This is a genomic window from Amycolatopsis sp. WAC 01376, from assembly GCF_003947415.1.
Lineage (GTDB): Bacteria > Actinomycetota > Actinomycetes > Mycobacteriales > Pseudonocardiaceae > Amycolatopsis.
This window is the reverse complement of sequence record NZ_QHKL01000001.1, coordinates 636,415-656,820: the sequence shown is the minus strand read 5'-3', so window position 1 is coordinate 656,820 and position 20,406 is coordinate 636,415. Positions and strand designations below refer to the sequence as shown.

Genomic DNA, 20,406 nt, shown 5'->3' with positions numbered 1-20,406 from the left:
ACCGGCTCAGTAGCGGTAGAACTTCTCCTGGCGGCCCTGGCGCACCAGTTTGAGCCACTGCAGGAACGCCTGCGGGTCCCGTTTGACCCCGATGAAGTACAGCCCGAACCGCAGCACTTCGAGCGCGCCGATCTTGCGCATTCCCGGCTGCGACAGCAGGTACCCGCGGTTGCGATAGGTGTAGTAGCGCTTGACCTCGTTCTCCGGGTCCTGCGCGTGGAACCGGCCGCCCAGCATCGGCTTGAACTCGTCCGAGCCGTCCGGGTGCAGGTACGCGGTCTTGAGCGAGGTGCCGAACGGCAGCCCCGAGCGCACCAGGCGCCGGTGCAGTTCGACCTCGTCGCCGCGGAAGAACAGCCGCAGATCGGGCACGCCGACGACGTCCAAAGTGGACGCGCGGAACAACGCGCCGTTCATCAGCGAGGCGATACCGGGCAGGAAGTCGGTGCCCAGTTCCGCCGACGAACGCTTCCAGGTCAGCCCTCGCCGCAACGGGAAAGCGAGCTTGTCCGGCGCGTCGATGTTGGTCACCACGGGGGAGATCTCGGCCAGATCCCGCTTTTCGGCCTCGTCCAGCAGGATCGCGAGGACGTTCTCGTCGGCGGGGCGGCCGTCGTCGTCGGCGAGCCAGATCCAGTCCGCGCCGAGGGAAAGCGCGTGCAGCATGCCGAGCGCGAACCCGCCCGCGCCACCGAGATTGCGGTGCGAAGGCAGGTACGTGAAGGGCAGCGGGTAGTTCTCGACGATGTCCCGCGCCGACTTGTCCGGCCCGTTGTCGACCACGACGAGGTGGTCGATCGGCCGCGTCTGCGCGGCGATCACCTTGAGCGAGTCCGCGAGCAGTTCCCGCCGATGGCGCGTGACGACGACGCCGACGACGGCGCCTTCGGGCAACTGCCGGGTCTCGCTGGTCATCCTTGGCCACCGTTCGTCAGCGACACGGGCTCCGGGTCGGCCTCGACGCCGAACCGCTCCAGTGTCTCCTTGCTCATGTTCTCGAACGGGTCGCGCCCCTTGTAGCCGGTGAGCACCTCGCGCAGCGAGCCGCGCTGCTTGACGTGCCCCTCGTCCATCCAGATGGCGGAGTCGCAGAGCTCGAAGAGGAACTCGTCCGAGTGGCTGGCGAACACCAGGATGCCCGACCGCTTCACGAGATCCTTGAGCCGGTCCTTCGCCTTGTTGAGGAACGCCGCGTCGACCGCGCCGATGCCCTCGTCGAGGATCAGGATCTCCGGGTCGATCGAGGTGACCACACCCAGCGCCAGGCGCACCCGCATACCGGTCGAGTAGGTCCGCAGCGGCATTTGGAGGTAGTCGCCGAGTTCGGTGAACTCCGCGATGTCGTCGATGCGAGCTTCCATCTGCTTCGCGGTCATCCCGAGGAACAGGCCGCGGACGATGATGTTCTCCAGCCCGGAGATCTCCGGGTCCATGCCGATGCCGAGGTCGAAGACCGGCGCGATCTTGCCCGAGATCCTCGCCGAGCCGCGGGTGGGCTCGTAGATCCCGGACAGCAGCCGCAGCAGGGTCGACTTCCCGGCGCCGTTGTGGCCGACCAGGCCGACGCGGTCGCCTTGTTTCAGCGAGAGCGTCACGTCGTGGAGGGCTTCGATGATCGGCACCTTGGTCGCGGTGCCGATCTTGCCGCCGACCTTGCCCAGCACCCTTTTCTTCATGGAGCGGGTCTTCGCGTCGAAAATGGGGAAGTCGACGTAGGCGTTGTGCACATCAATGCTGACCATCTGTCACACCCAATAAGAGACGCGGGAACGGTAATTGCGCATCGCGACCAGCGCGAGGCCCCAGCCGACGACGGTGATGCCGAGCACCACGTACCAGCTGTTGATGCTGACGGCCTGCCCGATCATCGGGGCACGCACGATCTGGATGAAGTGGAAGAGCGGATTGGCGTAGACGAACGGCAGGGCCGCCGAAATGCCGTCACGGGCGCCGCCCGCCATCAGCTGGTCGATCGGCCAGACGATCGGCGTCATGTAGAAGAGCAGCTGGATCAGCGAGTTGATCACCTGCGGGATGTCGCGGTAGCGGGTCGAGATGATGCCCAGCAGCAGGGTCACCCAGCCGGCGTTCAGCGCGAGCATCAGGATGCCGGGGATCGCGCTGAACGAGTACCAGCCGAGCCCGGGGTGGCACAGGACCTGCCCGACGCATTCGCCGCTCATCGCGTACGGCTGGTCCAGGCTGGTGAAGAAGATCGCGACCACGATCACGTAGACGATCAGGTTGTGCGCCAGCATCAGCGTCTGGCGCCAGACCGTGCGCAGCACGTACACCGAAAGCGGTGCCGGCAGCTGTTTGATCAGCCCCTCGTTGGAGATGAAGGTCTCCATGCCCTCGGAAAGGCAGCCGCTGATGAAGCCCCAGATGATGAAACCGGTGCTGATGTAGGGCAGGAACGTCGCCGTCGGCAGGTTGAACAACTGTGAGTACAGGAGTCCGAGGCCCAGCGCGATGATGCCCTGGCTGATGGTGATCCAGAACGGGCCGATCACCGAGCGGCGATAGCGCTGCTTGATGTCCTGCCAGCCGAGGTGTCCCCACAGCTCTTTGGCGGCGAAACCGGTCTTGATGTCGGCGAACGCGCGCGAAAAGGTCTTGCTGTCCGAAATCGGCGGAACCGAGGTCGGCGCAGCACCGTCGGCGGCGTGAACCGTGCTGGTGGCATGCACGGGAACGAGGGTACCGATGGAGCCGGTGCAGCCTGGGCCGCCCCGCCCGACCACGGAAAGCTACCGTCGGCTTCCGGCCCGAACGCGGTGCGTGTGCTGGTACTTTCTGCCCTCATGACTGCTGCACTCGGCGAGGCGAGCCTGATGGTCAATCTGCTCGCCGCGTACGCCGACCGGCCGGAGCCTCGTTCGGTGGCCGTGGTCGGGAATCAGCCGCTGCCGCCGGACCCCCGGCGGGCGAAGGCCATCGACGCCTGTGACCTCGTGATCCGCGTCAACGGCTTCGTCGTGGACGAGCCGGGTGGCCCCGAGGCCGTCGGCAGCCGGGTGCACGTCGTCGTGTTCAACCGCGCCGTCCGCGCCACCAAGCACGTCTTCCGTGACTACCGCAAGCGGCTCTACCTGCTGGTCGAGCCGGGCCGGATGCACTGGGAGCCCGAAGACATCCCGGGCTGGTGGCCCGCGGACCTCGGTTACGTGCCGGTGCCGAACCGCGAGGTCGTCCTGCCGCTTTCGGACGCGCTCGGCCTGCCTAGCCGGGAACAGGGCCTGTGGTCGACCACCGGGACCCTGGCCGCCTGGATCGCGCGGACGTCGTTCCCGCACGCCAATCTGGTCCTGTCCGGGTTCTCGTTCATCGACGACCCCGACCAGACACACTGGGAGCACGCCGCGGGCGACTCCTGCATCGTCGGCCCCGAACACCAGATCGCCGCCGAGGGCAGGCTGCTGGACTCCTGGACGAAGACCGGCGACACCGAACTCCTGCGCTGAACTCCCAGCCAGCCCACTCCGAGAAGGAACCACCCCATGGCAGTGCAGAAACTCCGCAGCGGCGTGATCGGCCGGATCGCCCGGCTCATCGACTTCCGGATCGACGAGCGGCTCCGCGACCTCAACGGGCGCGTCAACGAGCTCGAACACGCCACCGCGGACCACCGGCGCCGGCTCGACGGCGCCGTGCGCGGCGTCGAGCACGCGCGCGGCGACCTGCGCTGGACCCGCGCCGAGCTCGACCGCCTCATCCCGAGCGTCGCGGCCCAGGAGGCCCAGCTGGAGGATCTGCGCGAGTCGCTGTCGCTGCCGGCGCACGCCGACAAGCCCGAACTGGCCGAGGCGCGCAGCCTGATCCAGGAGATCCAGCGCCAGCACGCCCAGATCCGGGTCCGGCTCGCCGGGATCGCCCGGTACGAGGACCGGCTGCGCCGGATCGAAGACCGTCAGCGCGACACCATCGAGCAGGCTCAGTAACCCGTGCCGGCCCGAAAGGCCACGGAAGCCGACGCGGGGCTGCTGCTCGCCTGGCGGAACGACCCTCGGACCCGGCAGGCGTCCCGTTCGACCGGCGTGATCACGCTCGAAGAGCATTCCGCCTGGCTGCGCGGGGTGCTGGCGGCACCGGACAGGGAGCTGTACGTCGTCGAATTCGACGGCATCCCGGTCGGCACCGTCCGGTTCGACCGCGAGGACGAGGGTGTCTGGGAGGTCAGCATCACCCTCGCGCCGGAAAGCCGCGGCCGCGGTCTGTCGGGCGCGGTGCTGGCGGAAGGCGAACGAGCCGTGACCGCGAGTCACCCCGTGCGGGTCGTCGTGGCCGCGGTGCACCGGGACAACGCGGCGTCGGCCGCGCTCTTCGACCGCGCGGGGTACGCCGAGAGCGCGCCTGCCGTCGACGGTTTCCGGAAGCTGCGTAAGACTGTGTCCTGACCAGACCGTCGTCAGGGAGGCGTTTCGTCCATGTCAGCACAGGAAGTCCGGATCGGCGCGCACCGCATCGGGGCCGGGCATCCGCCGTTCGTCATCGCCGAAATGTCCGGTAACCACAACGGTGAGCTGGAGCGGGCGCTCGAAATCGTCGACGCGATCGCCGAAACCGGCGCGCAGGCGGTCAAACTCCAGACCTACCGGCCGGACACGATCACCATCGACGTCGACGCCCCCGCTTTCCGCGTCAGCGACTCGCATTCGCTGTGGGGCGGCGAGAACCTCTACAAGCTCTACGAGCGCGCCCACACGCCGTGGGAGTGGCACGAGCCGCTGTTCGAGCGCGCCCGCGCCCATGGCCTCGAAATCTTCTCCAGCCCCTTCGACCCCACCGCCGTCGACCTGCTGGAGTCGCTGGACGCGCCCGCGTACAAGATCGCGTCGTCGGAGATCGTCGACCTGCCGCTGATCGAACTGTGCGCGAAAACCGGCAAACCGCTGATCATCTCGACCGGCATGGCCAGCGTCGCCGAGATCGACGCGGCGGTCCGGACCGCGCGTGCGGCGGGCAACGACCAGCTGATCGTGCTCGGCTGCACCGCCAGCTACCCGGCGTCGCCCAGCGAGAGCAACCTGCGTGGCCTGCCGGTCCTGGCAGGCGTGACCGGGACACTCGTCGGCCTGTCGGACCACACGCCCGGCATCGGCGCCCCGCTGGCGGCCGTCGCGCTCGGCGCCGTCGCCATCGAAAAGCACGTGACGCTGGCCAGGAGCGACGGCGGCGTCGACTCGGAGTTCTCCCTGGAGCCCGCCGAACTGGCCGCGCTGGTCACCGAATCCCACCGCGCCTGGGAAGCGCTGGGCGCGGCGGTGATCGGGCCGCGCGAGAGCGAGAAGGAAGGTCTGCGGTTGCGGCGTTCCCTTTACGTCGTCGAGGACGTGCGCGCCGGGGACACCGTGACGCGGGAGAACGTGCGCTCGATCCGGCCCGCCGGTGGGCTGGCGCCCGCCGAGATCGTGAACGTACTCGGCCGCACCTTCGCCTCCGACGTCCCGAAGGGCACCGCACTCACCTGGGGCCTGATCTAGGGGCGGCGACCCCACCAGACACAACGATGCCGTGTGAAGGGTCCCTTTGAGACGATGAAGGTCTCACAGGTGCCCTTCACGACATACGAGTTCGGCGCCGGGCCATCGGAAGCGCTGAAGGAGCCGCCCACCCGCGCTCACGAGGTCCGGCGCTGGCGCTCACGCGTGACTGATCGGACGACACGCGTGATCCGGCGGACGACACGCGTGATTGGACGGACGACACGACCGCGGCCAAGGTTCCGCCGCGAGTCGTCCGCCTGATCACGCGTGTCGTCCCTCCAATCACGCGTGTCGTCCGAGTAGTCACGTGAAAGCGCCATCCATGCACCTGCAAGACACGGTTGGCCCTAGCCGTCATTACCGCTCACGAAAGAAGGCGTGGACCTCGTCGATGACGCGGTCCACGTCGGCGTCGGTCAGCGCCGGGAACAGCGGCAGCGAAAGCTCCTGGCTGTAGTACAGCTCCGCGTTCGGGCACATCCCGCGCCGGTATCCGAGATCCTCGAACACCGGGTGCCAGTACACCGGGATGTAGTTGACCTGCACGCCGATTCCCTTGTCGCGCAAGTGATCGAACATCGCGCGGCGGCGTCCTTCGAGGACTCGCAGCGGGTACAGGTGCCACACCGGGTCCGCGCCTTCGCGCACCGCGGGCGTCAGCACTCCGTCCAAAGAGGACAGTGCGGCGGTGTAGCGCGCGTGGATCTCCGCGCGGCGCTTCTTGAATTCGGCGAGCCTGCGCAGCTGGCTGCTTCCCAAGGCGCACAACACATCCGGCAGCCGGTAGTTGAGGCCGAACTCGTGCACCTCCTGATGCCACGCGCCTTCGTCCGGATAGCGCTGCGCCGCCTTGTCCCGCACCAGCCCGTGATTGCGGAAACCGCGGGCCCGCGCCAGCAGCTCGTCCGAGGCGGCGATGACCGCGCCGCCCTCGGCCGTGGTGAGGTTCTTGGTGGGGAAGAAGGAGAACGTGGTGAGGTCGGCGAGTGAACCGACCGGCCTTCCCTGCCAGCTTCCGCCGACGGAATGCGCGGCGTCCTCCAGCAGCAGCGCGCCGTTGTCGCGGGCGATGCGGCCGAGTTCGTCCAGTTCCGCCGGGTGGCCGGCGTAGTCCACGGCCGCGACGACCTTGGTCCGCGAGGTGACGGCCGCCGAAGCCGCCGCCGGGTCGAGGTTGCCGGTGTCCGCCTCGACGTCGGCGAACACGACCTTGCCACCCAGCAGCACCGCGGTCACGGCGGTGGCGACGAACGTCATCGGCGACGTGACGACCTCGTCACCGGGGCCGATCCCGGCCGCCGCGTACGCGACGTGCAGCGCGGCCGTGCCCGAGGTGACGGCCACCGCGGGCATCCCGCCGGTGTGCTCGGCGAGGTCCTCTTCGAAGCGGGTGACGGCGGGGCCGGTGGTCAGCCAGTCGCCGCGCAGCACCTCGGTGACGGCGGCGATGTCCTCGTCCGAAACGGATTGACGGCCGTAGGGAAGGAAGTCACCCATACTGCTCGACCAGGTCGCGCAGCTCGTCCGCGTCGAGCCACAGGTCGTTGGTGTCCGAGCGGTAGGCGAAGTTGTCCGGCACGGCCTCACCGCCCGTCGGCGGCTCGTAGCCCCAGCCCGCGATATGCGGCTGCACGACGTACCGGTCGCTCAGCCGCACGGTCCGTCGGGCGTCGTCGGGGGCGATCATCTCTTCGTGCAGCTTCTCGCCGGGCCGGATGCCGACCTCGTGCATCGGCGAACCGGGCGCGATCGCCTGCGCGAGATCGACCAGCCGCATGCTCGGGATGCGCGGCACGTACAGCTCGCCGCCGTTCATCTGGTCGAAGGAATCGATCACGAACTGCACGGCCTGCGGGAGCGTGATCCAGAAGCGGGTCATCTCCTTGTGCGTGATCGGCAGCGATTCGCCCTTGGCCGCGAGCGCGCGGAAGAACGGGATCACGCTGCCGCGCGAGCCCATCACGTTGCCGTAGCGGACCACGGAGAACCTGGTCGGATGTGTCGCGGCGTAGTGGTTCGCGCTGATGAACATCCGGTCGGCGCACAGCTTCGTGGCGCCGTAGAGGTTGATCGGGCTGGACGCCTTGTCCGTCGACAGCGCGACGACCTTCTTGACGCCCGTGTCGATCGCGGCCTCGATGACGTGCTGCGAGCCGACGACGTTGGTCTGCACGAATTCGAACGGGTTGTACTCACCCGTGTCGACCTGCTTGAGCGCCGCGGCGTGCACCACGTAGTCGACGCCGTGCATCGCGCGCTCGAGGCGGCGGCGGTCCCGGATGTCGCCGATGAACCAGCGCAGCCTCGGGTCGTTGTCGAACTGCTGCCGGGCTTCGTACTGCTTGAGCTCATCGCGGGAGAGCACGACCAGCCGTCGCGGGTTCAGCTCGGCCAGGGCGTAGGTGATGAACGCCTTGCCGAACGAACCGGTCCCGCCGGTGAGCAGGATGCTGGAGCCATCCAGCTCGGACATCGTTGACCTCCGCGTTTCGGTGCTACTGCCGCACGACATCATGTCACCCATGGATGCAGACCCCGGGGCCCACGTGGTCAACGCCGTCATCCAGGCACGCGCGTCGTCCACCCGGCTACCTGGCAAAGTCCTCCGTCCGCTGGCGGGCCGGAGCGTGCTCGGCTGGGTCATCCGCGCGGCGGCGGCTTCGCCGGGGATCGACAACGTCGTGGTCGCGACGTCGACGGAGGCCGACGACGACGCGGTGGCCGAGGAGGCCGCCCGGCACGGCGCTCTGGTCGCCAGGGGGCCGCTTGACGACGTCCTCGCGCGCTTCGCGGTCGCTGTCGAGTCGTACCCGGCCGACGCCGTGGTGCGGCTCACCGCAGACTGCCCACTGCTGGACCCGGGGCTGATCGGGCAGCTCGTGGCGCAGTGGCGCGCGCAGCCGTCGCTGGACTATCTGAGCACCGTGCTGGTGCGCACCCTGCCGCGTGGTTTCGACGCCGAACTCGTGCGCACCGGGGTGCTCGTCGAACAGGTCGAAACCGCTCGCGGTGCCGATCGCGAGCATGTGACTTCGGGCATCTACGCGAAGCCGGAGCGGTATTCCTGCGCCGGGATCGTCGTGAGCCCGCCCGCCGACGACCTGCGCGTGACCTTGGACACCCCCGAGGACTGGGCTGTCATCGAAGGGATCGTGGCCGAACTGGGCGACCGTGCCGGCGACTGGCGCGAGGTGGTCTCCATCCTCCGCGCACGGCCGGAGCTGGTGGAGCTCAACGCGCACGTCGAGCAGAAGAAGGTCGCCCGATGACCCGGCTGCTGCTCCGGGCCGACGCCTCGCCGTCGATCGGCGCCGGCCACGTCTCGCGCATGGTCGCCTATGCCGAACGCGCCGTCGCGAGGGGCTGGGAGGTCGTTTTCTCGGGCCGGGTGGACAACGCCGAATGGCTGGCCGCGCGGTTCGGTGAGCTGTCGGTTCCGGTGGTGCCGTCCGTGCCCTTCGAGGGTTTCGACGCGGTGGTCGTCGATCACTACGGTCTCGGCGAAGTGCGCGAAGAGGTCAACGCCGCAGGCGCGCTGCTGGTGTCCATCGAGGATGACGTCTTCGGCAGGCGCGCGGCGGATCTCGTCGTCGACTGTGCCTTCGAGCCTGGGCCGAGGCCGGGCGACGGATCGGGGGAGTTGCTCAGGGGCGTGGCCTACGCGCCGCTGCGTGAAGCCGTCGTGCAGGCGAGGGAAAAGCGTTCCGAGCGACGATCCGGTGGCGAACGGCCGCGAGTCACCGTGGTGCTCGGCGGCGGCGCGGAATGGGCCGAAACGGTCAGCGCGCTCTTACGCGCCCTTCGCGACACTCGGCTGCCTTTCGAAGCAGACGTGCTCGTGCGCGGTGAACCGGCCGTGCCCGAACCGCTGCCCGGTCAGGAGTTCCGGGTCGCGCCGCCCGGGCCCGGGCTGCTCGGCCTGCTGGTGGAAACGGATCTGGCGATCAGCGCGGCCGGGGTGACCCTCCTCGAACTGTGCTGTCTCGGCGTGCCCACCGCGGTCGTCCGCCTGGTCCCGAACCAGGACGCGGGCTACCGGGCGGCGCTCGGGCTCGGGCTGGCGGCCGGGCTGGGCGGCGCGGACGCGCTCGACGGCCAGGCCACCGAGACACTCAGAGGACTGATGTCGGACCCGTCGGCGCGTAACGGTCTCTCCGGGACTTCGATGGCTCTTGTGGACGGGCGAGGGGTGGACCGGGTGCTGGACCGGCTGGAGAAGACGAGGGTGACGGGATGACGACCACGGCGGAGCGAACCGAGGCCGACGCCGTCCCGGAACCGAAACGACGCCGAGGCCTCCTCGTCGTCCTGCTCGGATTCGGAGCGCTTTTCCTCGTCGGCTGCTGGGCGGCGTGGTTCCTCACCATCGACGACGCCTTCATCACCTTCCGGTACTCGGCGAACATGGCCGACGGCCACGGTCCGGTGTGGAACGTCGGCGAAGACCCGATCGAAGGCTTCACCAACTTCCTCTGGATGCTCTGGCACGTGCCCTTCGCGCTCATCGGAGTGCCGCTGGAGACCGTCGCGAAGGTGACGTCGCTCGTACTGGGAATCGGCATCCTCGTGATGCTGGTCCGGGCGGGGCACCGCGGCGCGGGCCTGCTCGGCGCGCTCGTGGCGGGCGGCGCGCTGGTGCTCTTCGTGCCGTCCTACTTCCATGTCACCGCGGGCCTGGAGACCATCGCGTTCGCCGCTGTCGTGCTGCGGGCCGCGATCGTCGGCGTGAACCTGGTCCAAGGCCGCCCGGTGCGGGTGTGGGAACCGCCGCTCTTGCTGCTGCTCGCCGGGATGATCCGGCCGGAGGGTGTCCTCGCGACCGTCCCGGCCTTCCTCATCTGGGTGTGGCTCGGGCGTAAGAGCGGCCGGACCTGGGCGCTGGTGGCCGGGGTGGCCGTCGTCGGCGGCGCGTACTTCGGCTGGCGGTGGAGCTACTTCGGGCACCCGTTCCCGAACACCTTCTACGTCAAGTTCGGCAACCTCGACTCCGGTTCGGTGTGGCTGGAGACGACCGCCTGGCTGGTCGCCCCGCTACTCGTGCTGACCGCTTTCCTGCTGTTCCGGAAGGCGAGCCGGGGCGCGGGCCTGGTGCTGTGCTCGGTCGTCCTCCTGACCGGGATGACGTACGCGGTGTCCGGACCGACCATGGACTACCTGCACCGGTTCGCCTTCCACGCGTTCCCGGTGCTGTGTCTCGGCGCGGGGCTGGCCATGGCACAGCTCGGCCGCCGGTGGATCGCCGCCGTGACCGGCGCGGTCGCGGTCGGCTGGGTCGCCGTGACCGGCGCGGAATCGGCGGATCTGCCGGTGATCGCCAACTACGGCCCGGATCTGCAACGCGCCCACGTCGCCATCGGGAAGGGCCTCGCGAACGCCGAGGTGCCCGAGGCGGCACGCAGTCTCGCGGTTTCCGACGCGGGGGCGATCCCGTACTACAGCGGCTGGAAGTCGATCGACTACATCGGACTGAACGACGAGGCCATCGCCCACGGTGCCTCGCCGAACGACGTCGTCAAGGCCGTGCGCCCCACGGTCATCGTGGTCACCGCCCGCGGCCCGGGACAGACGCCCGGCTGGGCGTACGGTCTCGTCGTCCCGGAAGTGGCAAGGGACTACCAGCTGGTGGCGGACGTCCAGATGCGCGACGGCTACTACCAGGAGGTCCTGGCGCTGCCCGAACACGCGGCGTCGATCCGGGCGGCGGTGGCCGCGTCCGTCGACGAGGCGCAGCGCCGGAACGACCCCGGCCGGTACGAGGACACCATCGATCGCTGGCTCGATCGCCTGCGTGCCCAACTGCCGGGCGGCTGAGGACCGTGGCTGTCCTCGATCGCTCCTACCGTCGTCCGCATGACCCTCTCGCCGTTCAGGATCGATGTCCCCCAGCGTGACCTCGACGACCTCGCCGCCCGCCTGGCGAACACGCGCTGGCCGGACGAGCTCGACGGCGTCGGCTGGGGGCTCGGGACGCCGCTCGGGTACCTGCGGGAGCTCGCCGAGTACTGGCGCCTGCGCTACGACTGGCGTGCCCACGAGGAACGCCTCAACGGTTTCCCCGGTTTCCTGACGAACATCGACGGCGCGAACGTCCACTTCCTGCACGCGCGGTCACCGGAGCCGGACGCGATCCCGCTGATGCTCACGCACGGCTGGCCGGGGTCCATTGTGGAATTCCTCGACGTCGCCGGCCCCCTCTCGGACCCGCGCGCGTACGGCGGCGATCCCGGGGACGCGTTCCACGTCGTCGTGCCGTCGCTGCCGGGATTCGGCTTCTCGGGGCCGACGACCGACGCGAACTGGGGCACCGGCCGGATCGCCGATGCCTGGCAGGTGCTGATGTCGCGACTCGGGTACGAGCGCTTCGGGCTGCACGGCGGCGACTGGGGCGCGATCGTGTCTCGCGACGTGGGCGTCCGGTGCCCGGAGCGGGTGATCGGCGCACATCTGACGATGCTGCCGCACGCGGTGCCCGAATCCGAGGATGATCTCGTGGGCCTCACCGGCGACGAACTAGCGCGGGGCGAGGCGGCGCTGGCGCGCGGGCGGGACTTCCAGACCGGCGAGCTGGGGTACGCGATGATCCAGGCGACCAAACCGCAAACGCTTGCCTACGGGCTCACCGACTCACCCGCCGGACAGCTCGGGTGGCTGGTGGAGAAGTTCAAGTCCTATTCGGACTCCCGTGATTTCCCGGAAGACGCCATCGACCGCGACGACCTGCTCACCAGCGTGATGCTCTACTGGCTCACCGGGACCGCGAACTCGTCTTCGCGGATCTACGCCGCGCTGGGACCGGCTTGGGGCGAGGAACCGCCGAAGTCCACAGTGCCCACCGGGGTGGCAGTGTTCCCGAAGGACACCGGCCTCCCGATCCGGCACCTCGCCGAGCGCACCGACAACATCGTGCACTGGTCCACTCCGGACCGCGGGGGTCACTTCCCCGGGCTGGAGGTGCCGGACCTGCTCATCGGAGACCTGCGGACGTTCTTCCGGCCGCTGCGCTGACCGCCTGCCGGATGCTATGAACGGTCCGTTACTTGCAAATTTTGCAAGTAACGGACCGTTCATAGCGCGTCAGAGGTACTGGCCGGGCCCGTGAGCGTCGCCGCCTGCGGCTCCGTGACCGCCAAGGGCGCTGCCCGCGGAGGGACCCGCAGGGAGCCCACGCCGCATCTGCTCCAGCTGCACCCGCGCGGCCATCTGCTGCGCGAACAACGCGGTCTGGATGCCGCTGAACAGCCCTTCCAGCCAGCCGACCAGCTGGGCTTGCGCGATCCGCAGCTCGGCATCGGACGGCGTCGAGTCCTCGGTGAACGGGCGCACCAGCCGCTCCAGCTCGTCCTGCAGCTCCGGCGCCAGCGCCTGTTCCAGCTCGCGGATCGAGGTCTGGTGGATCTCGCGCACGCGTGTGCGGCTCGCGTCGTCCAGCGGTGCGGCGCGGACCTCCTCGAGCAGCTGTTTGATCATCGTGCCGATGCGCATCACCTTGGCGGGTTCTTCGACGAGGTCGCCGAGCGACTCCTCCTGGCCCGCCTCCTCGCCGGAGCCGGGGGCGCCGAGGCGCGCGGTGCCGACCGGAGTGCCGTCGGGTCCGACGACCACCACGTGGGGTGAGGAGTCTCCGCCGCCGTCACCGGGGGTGTTCGATTCGCGGGAAACTGGGTCGGTCATGTGCTCCATCCTGGCCTACGTCGGGCGCAAAGCGCAGTGTGGTTTTCGGCGCCGTCTCCGAGCGTAGCGGGAATCGTCGCACCCCGTGTTCGGGCAGCCAACCCCGGGTAAAGCGCCAAACGGCACGTCCGTACGGTGTCCCCATGGCGTTCGACGTCGCTCGTATCCGTGGGTTGTTTCCCGCGCTGGGTGACGGCTGGATTCACTTCGACGGCGCCGCCGGAATGCTCGTACCTGAACAGGTCGCTTCGGCCGTATCCACGGCCATGCGCGCTCCGGTGTCCGGACCGGGCGGAGCGTTTCCGGCCTCCCAGCGCGCGGAAAGCATTGTCACGGCCGCTCGCCGGGCGGTCGCCGACCTGGTCGGCGCCGACCCGGCCGGAGTCGTGCTCGGGCCCAACGCGCCCGACCTCATCCGCCGTCTCGTCGACGCGATGGCCGATCGCTGGACGATCGGCGACGAGGTCGTCGTGTCCCGGCTCGACGAAGAGGCCAACCTCGCGCCGTGGCGCCGCGCGGCGAAACGGGTCGGCGCGGTCGTGCGCTGGGGCGAGATCGACATCGAGACCTGCGAGCTGCCCGCGTGGCAGTACGAGAACCTCGTGTCCGCGCGCACCAAGGCCGTCGCGGTCACGCTGGCGTCCGGTTCGGTCGGCACGCGCCCCGACGTCCCGACGGTGATCGAGTTCGCCAAACGCGTCGGCGCACTGGTCGTCGTCGACGCGACGTACGCGGCGCCGTTCGTACCGCTGGACCTCAACGCGCTCGGCGCCGACGTGATGGTCGTTTCGGCGCAGGCCTGGGGCGGGCCCTCGGTGGGGGCGCTGGTCTTCCGCGACCCCGAACTGCTCGAACGCCTGCCGTCGGTCTCGCTCGACCCGGCCGCCCGCGGTCCGGCGAGGATGGAGCTCGGGCCGCACGCGTATCCGTTGCTGGCCGGCTTGATCGCGTCGATCGACTATCTGGCCGGATTGGACGACGCGGCGATGGGCTCGCGGCGCGAAAAGCTGGTGACGTCGCTGGGCTCGGCGAAGTCGTACCACGCGGGACTTCTGGCGCAGCTGTCCACCGAACTGCGGTCGCTGCGGCATGTCATGGTCATCGGCGACGCCATGCGCCGGATCCCCGCGCTCGCGTTCGCCGTCGCGGGCAAGAAGGCGCCCGAGGTCGCCGAATACCTGGCGTCCCAGGGGCTCTGCGCCTTCGCCGACGACGGCACGAGCGGCGTCTTCGGTTCGCTCGGCGCCGCCGAAGTCGGCGGCGCCGTCCGCATCGGCCTCGCGCACTACTCGAACGTCTTCGAGGTCAACCAGCTCGTCCGGGTGCTGGAAGAGATCCGCTAAGACTTCGCGGCGAGCAGAACCTTGCCGAAAACCGTGCCTTCCTCCAAAGCGCGGTGCGCGGACGCGGCCTCGGCCATCGGGACGACCTGGCCGACGATCGGCTGCACCGAACCCTGCTCCACCAGCGGCCACAGCCGTTCGCGGACGTCGGCGACGATCGCCGCCTTCTGCTCCAGCGGCCGCGACCGCAGTCCCGCGGCGTAGACACTCACGCGTTTGCCGAGCAGCTTGCCGATGTTGAGCTCGCCCTTGACCCCGCCCTGCATGCCGATGATCACGAGGCGCCCGTCCGTCGTGAGCGCGTCGACGTTGCGGTCGAGGTACTTGGCGCCCATGTTGTCGAGGATGACGTTGGCGCCGCCGGTCTCGGCGCGCAGGACTTCGACGAAATCCTGTTCCTTGTAGTTGATCGCGATGTCGGCGCCGAGCTGGCGGCAGCTCTCCAGCCGGTCTTCCGAACCAGCCGTCACCGCGACCGTCGCGCCGAGCGCCTTGGCGACCTGGATCGCGTGCGTGCCGATGCCGCCCGCCCCGCCGTGGACGAGCAGGACCTCGCCTTCGGACAGCTTGGCGTGCATCACCACATTCGCCCAGACCGTGCACGCGACTTCGGGCAGTCCGGCGGCCGCGAGCAATTCGACTTCGGCGGGAAGCGGAAGCAGTTGTCCCGCCGGGACGGCGACCTTTTCCCCATAGCCGCCACCGGCGAGCAAAGCACAAACTTCGTCGCCGATTCGCCATCCCTCGACGCCTTCGCCGATTTCGGCGATCGTGCCCGAACATTCGAGCCCGAGAATTTCGCTCGCCCCCGGCGGGGGCGGGTAGTTGCCCTGGCGTTGCAGCAGGTCAGCGCGGTTGACGGCGCTCGCGGCGACCTCGATGACGACTTCGCCCGAATCCGCGGTCGGATCCGGGACCTCTGTCCATTCGAGAACATCGGGATCGCCAGGCTCACGGATGGTGATCGCGTACATACAAGCGACCCTATCCCGGTGTTGTAAAGTCCGCCGAACGTCGGTTGACCTGTGGCGCAAACCACATAAAGGTGACGCTCATGTCATATTCGCGAAGAAGCATTGTTCCCTCGATCGTGGTGATGGCCACCGCCGCGCTCACGGTCGGAGTGGTTCCCGCTGCGACCGCCGCGACCGGGCTCGAGGGCCCCGCCCTGGCCAAACAGCTCGTCAAGAAGGTCGACGTGAACAACGTCAACCGGCATCTGATCGCCATGCAGCGGATCTCGGACGCGAACGGCGGCCGCCGCGCCGCCAGCACCGAAGGGCACAAGAAGTCCGCGGAATACATCGCCACCAAGCTGGAGCAGGCCGGGTACTCGGTCACGCGGCAGGAGTTCCCGTTCACCTACGCGGAGACCCTCGCGGAGCAGCTGACGGTCGCGGGCGCCGACGTCCCGATCATCATCATGTCCTACAGCCCGTCGACGCCCGCGGGCGGAATCACCGCCCCGCTCGCCGTGGTCCCGGTCGACGACACGAGCGGCTGTGAGGCCACCGACTACGCCGGCGGAGTCGCCGGCAAGATCGCCCTGATCCAGCGCGGTGGCTGCTCCTTCGCGCAGAAGCAGGCGACCGCCGCCGCGGCCGGCGCTGTCGGCGCGATCGTCTACAACAACGTCCCGGGCCCGGTCAACGGCACCCTCGGCGACCCGGCCGCGGGCAAGATCCCGACCGGCGGCATCACCCAGGCCGACGGCCAGGCGCTCGCCACCAAGGCAGGCTCCTCGGTCACCCTCGACCTGCGCGCCTTCCAGGAGGAGCGGACCAGCTACAACGTCCTCGCCGAGACCAAGACCGGTCGCAAGGACAACGTCGTGATGCTCGGCGCCCACCTCGACAGCGTCACCGAAGGCCCCGGCATCAACGACAACGGCACCGGTTCCGCCGCGCTGCTGGAGACCGCGCTGCAGCTGGGCAGCCAGCCCAAGGCCAACAACGCCGTCCGCTTCGGCTGGTGGAGCGCCGAGGAGTTCGGTCTCGTCGGCTCGACCCACTACGTCAACTCGCTGAGCTTCGAAGAGCAGCTCAACATCGCGCTGTACTACAACTACGACATGATCGGCTCGCCGAACGCGGCGTACTTCGCCTACGACGGTGACAACTCCGACGGTGTCGGCGCGGGTGCGGGCCCGTATGGTTCCGCGCAGCTCGAGCAGACGCTCGTGGACTACCTGCAGCTGGGCAAGGGTGTCCCGGTCGAAGGCACGGACTTCACCGGTCGTTCCGACTACGGCCAGTTCATCGCGGTCGGCATCCCGGCCGGTGGCCTGTTCACCGGCGCCGAAGGCGTGAAGACCGCCGCACAGGCCGCGAAGTGGGGCGGTAGCGCCAACGTTCCTTACGACAAGTGCTACCACCAGGCTTGCGACAACCTCGGCAACGTCGACCGTGTCGCGCTCGAGCGCAACTCGGACGCCGTCGCCTGGGCGCTGGGCGTGTACGCGACCAGCACCGCGAACATCAACGGTGTCTCGGGTGCCTCGGCCACGAAGGCGAAGGCCCTTCGCGCCGCGGAGCGGTCCCAGCAGCGGAGCATGACTGCTTCCGTCCACGCTGACGACCACCACGGCCACGTCGCCGCGTAGTAGCTCTTTCAAGCGCAATGAAAGGACCGTTCCTTGCAAAATTTGCAAGGAACGGTCCTTTCCTAGCGTCTGGGGAGGGGTAGGTGCGCTACTCAGGAGACTCGGACAGCTGGAGACCGGTGCGCCCAATGTGGCATTGGTGGCGCTCAGCGTCCCCAATGCCACATTGGGCGCACCGGGCGAGCCAGCAGCGCCGGACGAGGGGAACTCAGCCCAGGCTGTTGGTCGCGAAGGTGTCGCACCGCGCCGGCTGGCCGGTCTGGAAGCCGGTGGTGAACCACTTCTTCCGCTGCGCCGAAGTGCCGTGGCTGAACTGCGACTCGTCGACCCGGCCGCTGCCGAGTTTGGACTGGATGTAGTCGTCGCCGATCCGCGAAGCGGTGTCCAGGGCGGAGTTGATGTCCTCCTGGGTGAGCTCGGTGAGCAGTGGCCGCCCCGACTCGGTCGGCGTGGTCGTGGCGTGGTTCGCCCAGACGCCGGCGTAGCAGTCGGCCTGGAGTTCGAGCCGCACCGAGCCCGAGGTCGGCCCGCTGCCGGTGCCCTTTTTGGACACTCCGGTGAGGTTCTGCACGTGGTGGCCGTATTCGTGGGCCAGCACGTACGCCTCCGCGAACGGCCCGCCCTGCGCGCCGAACCGGGTGCGGAGTTCGTTGAAGAACGCGAGATCGATGTAGACCTCTGAGTCGCCGGGGCAGTAGAAGGGCCCGACGTCCGAAGTCGCGCTGCCGCAGGCCGTGTTCACGCCCCCGTTGAAGAAGTTGGTGACGGCCTTGCGATACGTGGAGCCGGACCGCTGGAACTCCTGGCCCCAGTAGTCCTGGATCGAGTTGATGGTGGCGACGATCGCGCAGTCGTGGTTGCGGTTCGCGTCCGCGCCGGTCTTGCATTCCTGCGACAGCGACGTGTTGTCCATCTGCTGTCCGGAGCCCAGACCACCGAGCCCACTCGAAGACGGGTTCAGGCTCACGCCGCCGAATTGGGACATCAGGAAGTAGATGACGAGGCCGACCACGCTGAGCCCGCCGCCGCCGAGTGCCACCCGGCCGCCGATACCGCCACCGCCACCACCGCCGCGCAGGTCCTCGACCTCGGAGGTGTCCAGGCCCGCGCCTTCGTCGAATCGCACGGGGGAAAGCGTAGCCGGAAGAGGCCGGATATGCCTGGGTGCGGCCACGCAGCGCGGCCGCACCCAGGACTACCGAGGTTGTCTTGTACTTGTCGCCGGTCGGCCGCGATCATCGGGCCGGCGCCGGGCACTGCCGAGGCGGTCGAAGAGGCCGCGAACCCGAAACAGGCCGGAGTGACGCCGAATGCGCGAGAATTGTCGTGCGCATCTGAGATGCCCGCGTTCGTCGCTGTTCGCAGTCGCGACCGACCCGGTCCATTCCGTTCCGGTCGCGGGACACAGCAGGCGGTCAACCGCGAGAATCACCCGCCATACCACCACCTTGACCCTTCCCGGCTGGGAGCGAGCCCGGCGATCGTCCGTGGAGATCGCCCGATACTTGCCCGACCATCCGCTGACAAGAAGAATGCGCCTTTTCGCGCCGAGTCTCAACCTTTTCGTAACCCTCCTTCGGGCGAATGTCCCGCCGGGTTTTTCACCGGCCGAAAAGTGACCGGCGGGTATGCGCCTTGCGCGATCAACGCTCTACGCTGCGTGGATGGCGGTGGAGCAGAAGGAAGTGCGCTGGCTGTCCGAGTCGGAGATGGTCGCTTGGCGCTCGTACATCGTCGCCACCATGCGGCTGCGGCAGCGTCTGCATCGCGAACTCTCCGAGCGGCACGACGTCACGCTCGCCGACTACGAGGTCCTGGTCTGCCTTTCGCTCCAGTCCGACAACCGGATGCGGATGACGGAGCTGGCGAGCATGCTCGGCTCGACCAAGAGCAGGCTTTCGCACCAGATGGTCCGGCTGGAGGCCGACGGGCTGATCCGCCGCACCCGTGACCCGGCGGACAAACGCGGCGTGGTCGCGGAGATGACCGGACGCGGCGCGGAACTGCTGGCGGGTGCCGCGCCGACGCACGTCGAGGGCGTCCGGGAGCATTTGATCGACCTGCTGAGCCCCGAAGAGCAACAGGTGCTGGGGCAGGCTTTCGGCCGTGTGCTGGAGCACCTGTCGGAGATCGACGGTCTCCCGCGGCTGCCACCGGTCACTTCTTGAGGGCGTTGAGCCGCGCGGCCTGACGCGTCAGGTGGGCGTGCTCGGCCAGGTTGGCCGCCTTTTCGGCGGCCTCGCTGTACAGCCGCGCCGCCGTCGTCAGGTCGCCGTCGCGCTCGTGGAGGTACGCCGCCACCGCCGTGTACCGCGGCAGCGAGTCGTCCAGTTTCGCCAGCGCGGCAAGGCCCGCGCGCGGTCCGTCCGCCTCGCCGACGGCCACCGCGCGGTTGAGCCGGACGACCGGGCTGCCGGTCAGCCGCGCGAGTTCGTCGTACCACTCGACGATCTGCACCCAGTCGGTCTCCTCGGCGGCAGGCGCGTCGGCGTGGAGCGCCGCGATGGCGGCCTGCGCCTGGAACTCGCCCAGCCTGTCGCGCGCCAGCGCCGCTTGCAGGATTTCGACGCCCTCCGCGATCAGGCGCGTGTCCCATTCGCCGCGGTCCTGTTCGGCCAGCGGCACCAGGTCGCCGCCGGGAGTCGTCCTGGCGGCGCGCCGGGCGTGGTGGAGCAGCATGAGGGCGAGCAGCCCCCGCACCTCGGGATGGTCGATCGAGGCCGAGAGCCGCCGGGTGAGCCGGATGGCTTCGGCGGCGAGGTCGACGTCGCCGGAGTAGCCCTCGTTGAACACCAGGTAGAGCACGCGGAGCACGGTGGCGACGTCACCCGCCTGGTCGAAACGCACCGCGGAGACGGTGCGTTTGGCCCGGCTGATGCGCTGCGCCATGGTCGCTTCGGGCACCAGGTACGCCTGCGCGATCTGCCGGGTGGTCAGCCCGCCGACGGCGCGCAGGGTGAGCGCGACCGCCGACGACGGCGTCAGCGACGGGTGGGCGCACAGGAAGTAGAGCTGCAGCGTGTCGTCCACCGCGGGGGCGGGCCCGGGTTCCGGTTCCTCTTCGACGACGTCCTCGCGACGGCGACGGGCGGCATCCGATCGGGCCATGTCGAGGAATTTGCGCCAGGCGACGGTGACGAGCCAGCCCTTCGGATCCTTCGGCCGGTCACCTGGCCAGACGCGGACGGCCTCGATCAGCGCTTCCTGCACGGCGTCCTCGGCCGCCGCGAAATCGGCTCCGCGGCGGACGAGGATTCCGAGGACGTTCGGTGTGAGGCCGCGAAGGAGAGCCTCGTCCATCTCG

The 20,406-nt window shown here is 69.1% G+C and carries 20 protein-coding genes; 11 read left to right on the top strand and 9 right to left on the bottom strand.

Annotation, left to right across the window (positions count from 1 at the left end):
* Positions 1–6 precede the first annotated feature (6 nt).
* From DMH03_RS03135 to DMH03_RS03125, 3 genes are read right to left on the bottom strand one after another with little or no spacing between them, the layout of a single operon-like run.
* Positions 7–915, bottom strand: coding sequence for a glycosyltransferase (locus DMH03_RS03135; protein ID WP_125790478.1), 909 nt, complete (start codon positions 913–915; stop codon positions 7–9).
* On the bottom strand, positions 912–1,742 hold the full coding sequence (locus tag DMH03_RS03130; RefSeq protein WP_125790477.1) for an ABC transporter ATP-binding protein: 831 nt from the start codon (positions 1,740–1,742) through the stop codon (positions 912–914). Before DMH03_RS03130 ends, DMH03_RS03135 begins: the two co-directional genes overlap by 4 nt.
* A 3-nt stretch (positions 1,743–1,745) precedes the next feature.
* A complete protein-coding gene (locus DMH03_RS03125; protein ID WP_199748661.1) occupies positions 1,746–2,690 on the bottom strand; it encodes an ABC transporter permease in 945 nt (314 codons plus the stop codon).
* A 144-nt stretch (positions 2,691–2,834) separates the two neighbouring features.
* Between DMH03_RS03125 and DMH03_RS03120 the strand changes: the two genes are divergently transcribed.
* Genes DMH03_RS03120 through pseI form a run of 4 tightly spaced genes read left to right on the top strand, consistent with a single transcriptional unit; the run spans position 2,835 to position 5,483 of the window.
* Entirely contained in the window at positions 2,835–3,464 is a 630-nt protein-coding gene (locus DMH03_RS03120) for a hypothetical protein (protein ID WP_125791516.1), read from the top strand.
* Positions 3,465–3,500: 36 nt separating this feature from the next.
* Entirely contained in the window at positions 3,501–3,941 is a 441-nt protein-coding gene (locus tag DMH03_RS03115; RefSeq protein WP_125790476.1) for a hypothetical protein, read from the top strand.
* Positions 3,942–3,944: 3 nt separating this feature from the next.
* Positions 3,945–4,397, top strand: coding sequence for a GNAT family N-acetyltransferase (locus DMH03_RS03110; protein ID WP_125790475.1), 453 nt, complete (start codon positions 3,945–3,947; stop codon positions 4,395–4,397).
* Positions 4,398–4,427: 30 nt separating this feature from the next.
* The gene (gene pseI / locus DMH03_RS03105) at positions 4,428–5,483 is read left to right on the top strand and encodes a pseudaminic acid synthase (protein ID WP_125790474.1); all 1,056 of its coding nucleotides are present in this window, start codon (positions 4,428–4,430) and stop codon (positions 5,481–5,483) included.
* Between the two features lie 360 nt (positions 5,484–5,843).
* Here pseI and DMH03_RS03100 read toward each other — a convergent pair whose 3' ends face one another.
* On the bottom strand, positions 5,844–6,983 hold the full coding sequence (locus tag DMH03_RS03100; RefSeq protein WP_125790473.1) for a DegT/DnrJ/EryC1/StrS aminotransferase family protein: 1,140 nt from the start codon (positions 6,981–6,983) through the stop codon (positions 5,844–5,846).
* On the bottom strand, positions 6,976–7,959 hold the full coding sequence (gene pseB / locus DMH03_RS03095; protein WP_125790472.1) for a UDP-N-acetylglucosamine 4,6-dehydratase (inverting): 984 nt from the start codon (positions 7,957–7,959) through the stop codon (positions 6,976–6,978). Before pseB ends, DMH03_RS03100 begins: the two co-directional genes overlap by 8 nt.
* Positions 7,960–8,008: 49 nt before the next feature.
* Here pseB and DMH03_RS03090 point away from each other — a divergent pair, with 49 nt between their 5' ends.
* From DMH03_RS03090 to DMH03_RS03075, 4 genes are read left to right on the top strand one after another with little or no spacing between them, the layout of a single operon-like run.
* A complete protein-coding gene (locus tag DMH03_RS03090) occupies positions 8,009–8,755 on the top strand; it encodes a cytidylyltransferase domain-containing protein (protein ID WP_125790471.1) in 747 nt (248 codons plus the stop codon).
* Positions 8,752–9,723, top strand: coding sequence for a spore coat protein (locus tag DMH03_RS03085; protein ID WP_125790470.1), 972 nt, complete (start codon positions 8,752–8,754; stop codon positions 9,721–9,723). The genes DMH03_RS03090 and DMH03_RS03085 overlap by 4 nt, the downstream gene beginning before the upstream one ends.
* A complete protein-coding gene (locus tag DMH03_RS03080; protein ID WP_125790469.1) occupies positions 9,720–11,297 on the top strand; it encodes a hypothetical protein in 1,578 nt (525 codons plus the stop codon). Before DMH03_RS03085 ends, DMH03_RS03080 begins: the two co-directional genes overlap by 4 nt.
* Positions 11,298–11,336: 39 nt before the next feature.
* Positions 11,337–12,491 carry an epoxide hydrolase family protein gene (locus DMH03_RS03075; protein WP_125790468.1) on the top strand — a complete coding sequence of 385 codons (1,155 nt, stop codon included), beginning with the start codon at positions 11,337–11,339 and terminating at the stop codon, positions 12,489–12,491.
* Positions 12,492–12,560: 69 nt separating this feature from the next.
* On the opposite strand, the gene DMH03_RS03070 is transcribed toward DMH03_RS03075, so the two are convergent.
* Positions 12,561–13,166 carry a bacterial proteasome activator family protein gene (locus DMH03_RS03070; protein ID WP_125790467.1) on the bottom strand — a complete coding sequence of 202 codons (606 nt, stop codon included), beginning with the start codon at positions 13,164–13,166 and terminating at the stop codon, positions 12,561–12,563.
* Positions 13,167–13,300: 134 nt separating this feature from the next.
* On the opposite strand from DMH03_RS03070, the gene DMH03_RS03065 reads away from it, so the two are divergent.
* Entirely contained in the window at positions 13,301–14,500 is a 1,200-nt protein-coding gene (locus DMH03_RS03065) for a cysteine desulfurase-like protein (RefSeq protein ID WP_034309809.1), read from the top strand.
* Here DMH03_RS03065 and DMH03_RS03060 read toward each other — a convergent pair.
* A complete protein-coding gene (locus DMH03_RS03060) occupies positions 14,497–15,474 on the bottom strand; it encodes an NAD(P)H-quinone oxidoreductase (RefSeq protein WP_125790466.1) in 978 nt (325 codons plus the stop codon). The genes DMH03_RS03065 and DMH03_RS03060 overlap by 4 nt on opposite strands.
* An 80-nt stretch (positions 15,475–15,554) precedes the next feature.
* Between DMH03_RS03060 and DMH03_RS03055 the strand changes: the two genes are divergently transcribed.
* The gene (locus DMH03_RS03055; protein ID WP_199748660.1) at positions 15,555–17,102 is read left to right on the top strand and encodes a M28 family metallopeptidase; all 1,548 of its coding nucleotides are present in this window, start codon (positions 15,555–15,557) and stop codon (positions 17,100–17,102) included.
* Positions 17,103–17,310: 208 nt separating this feature from the next.
* On the opposite strand, the gene DMH03_RS03050 is transcribed toward DMH03_RS03055, so the two are convergent.
* Complete coding sequence (locus DMH03_RS03050; RefSeq protein WP_125790465.1) at positions 17,311–18,228, bottom strand: neutral zinc metallopeptidase; 918 nt, start codon at positions 18,226–18,228, stop codon at positions 17,311–17,313.
* A 538-nt stretch (positions 18,229–18,766) separates the two neighbouring features.
* Between DMH03_RS03050 and DMH03_RS03045 the strand changes: the two genes are divergently transcribed.
* Positions 18,767–19,270 carry a MarR family winged helix-turn-helix transcriptional regulator gene (locus DMH03_RS03045; RefSeq protein WP_199748659.1) on the top strand — a complete coding sequence of 168 codons (504 nt, stop codon included), beginning with the start codon at positions 18,767–18,769 and terminating at the stop codon, positions 19,268–19,270.
* Here the strand turns inward: DMH03_RS03045 and DMH03_RS03040 are convergent.
* On the bottom strand, positions 19,260–20,402 hold the full coding sequence (locus tag DMH03_RS03040) for an RNA polymerase sigma factor (RefSeq protein WP_125790464.1): 1,143 nt from the start codon (positions 20,400–20,402) through the stop codon (positions 19,260–19,262). The genes DMH03_RS03045 and DMH03_RS03040 overlap by 11 nt on opposite strands.
* Positions 20,403–20,406 lie beyond the last annotated feature (4 nt).

Bases quoted from the DNA above. Each gene is read 5' to 3' on its own strand.
- DMH03_RS03135 (WP_125790478.1), bottom strand. From the start codon at position 915: ATGACCAGCGAGACCCGGCAGTTGCCCGAAGGCGCCGTCGTCGGCGTC.
- DMH03_RS03130 (WP_125790477.1), bottom strand. From the start codon at position 1,742: ATGGTCAGCATTGATGTGCACAACGCCTACGTCGACTTCCCCATTTTC.
- DMH03_RS03120 (WP_125791516.1), top strand. From the start codon at position 2,835: ATGGTCAATCTGCTCGCCGCGTACGCCGACCGGCCGGAGCCTCGTTCG.
- DMH03_RS03115 (WP_125790476.1), top strand. From the start codon at position 3,501: ATGGCAGTGCAGAAACTCCGCAGCGGCGTGATCGGCCGGATCGCCCGG.
- pseI (WP_125790474.1), top strand. From the start codon at position 4,428: ATGTCAGCACAGGAAGTCCGGATCGGCGCGCACCGCATCGGGGCCGGG.
- DMH03_RS03100 (WP_125790473.1), bottom strand. From the start codon at position 6,983: ATGGGTGACTTCCTTCCCTACGGCCGTCAATCCGTTTCGGACGAGGAC.
- pseB (WP_125790472.1), bottom strand. From the start codon at position 7,959: ATGTCCGAGCTGGATGGCTCCAGCATCCTGCTCACCGGCGGGACCGGT.
- DMH03_RS03090 (WP_125790471.1), top strand. From the start codon at position 8,009: ATGGATGCAGACCCCGGGGCCCACGTGGTCAACGCCGTCATCCAGGCA.
- DMH03_RS03085 (WP_125790470.1), top strand. From the start codon at position 8,752: ATGACCCGGCTGCTGCTCCGGGCCGACGCCTCGCCGTCGATCGGCGCC.
- DMH03_RS03080 (WP_125790469.1), top strand. From the start codon at position 9,720: ATGACGACCACGGCGGAGCGAACCGAGGCCGACGCCGTCCCGGAACCG.
- DMH03_RS03075 (WP_125790468.1), top strand. From the start codon at position 11,337: ATGACCCTCTCGCCGTTCAGGATCGATGTCCCCCAGCGTGACCTCGAC.
- DMH03_RS03070 (WP_125790467.1), bottom strand. From the start codon at position 13,166: ATGGAGCACATGACCGACCCAGTTTCCCGCGAATCGAACACCCCCGGT.
- DMH03_RS03065 (WP_034309809.1), top strand. From the start codon at position 13,301: ATGGCGTTCGACGTCGCTCGTATCCGTGGGTTGTTTCCCGCGCTGGGT.
- DMH03_RS03060 (WP_125790466.1), bottom strand. From the start codon at position 15,474: ATGTACGCGATCACCATCCGTGAGCCTGGCGATCCCGATGTTCTCGAA.
- DMH03_RS03055 (WP_199748660.1), top strand. From the start codon at position 15,555: ATGTCATATTCGCGAAGAAGCATTGTTCCCTCGATCGTGGTGATGGCC.
- DMH03_RS03045 (WP_199748659.1), top strand. From the start codon at position 18,767: ATGGCGGTGGAGCAGAAGGAAGTGCGCTGGCTGTCCGAGTCGGAGATG.
- DMH03_RS03040 (WP_125790464.1), bottom strand. From the start codon at position 20,402: ATGGACGAGGCTCTCCTTCGCGGCCTCACACCGAACGTCCTCGGAATC.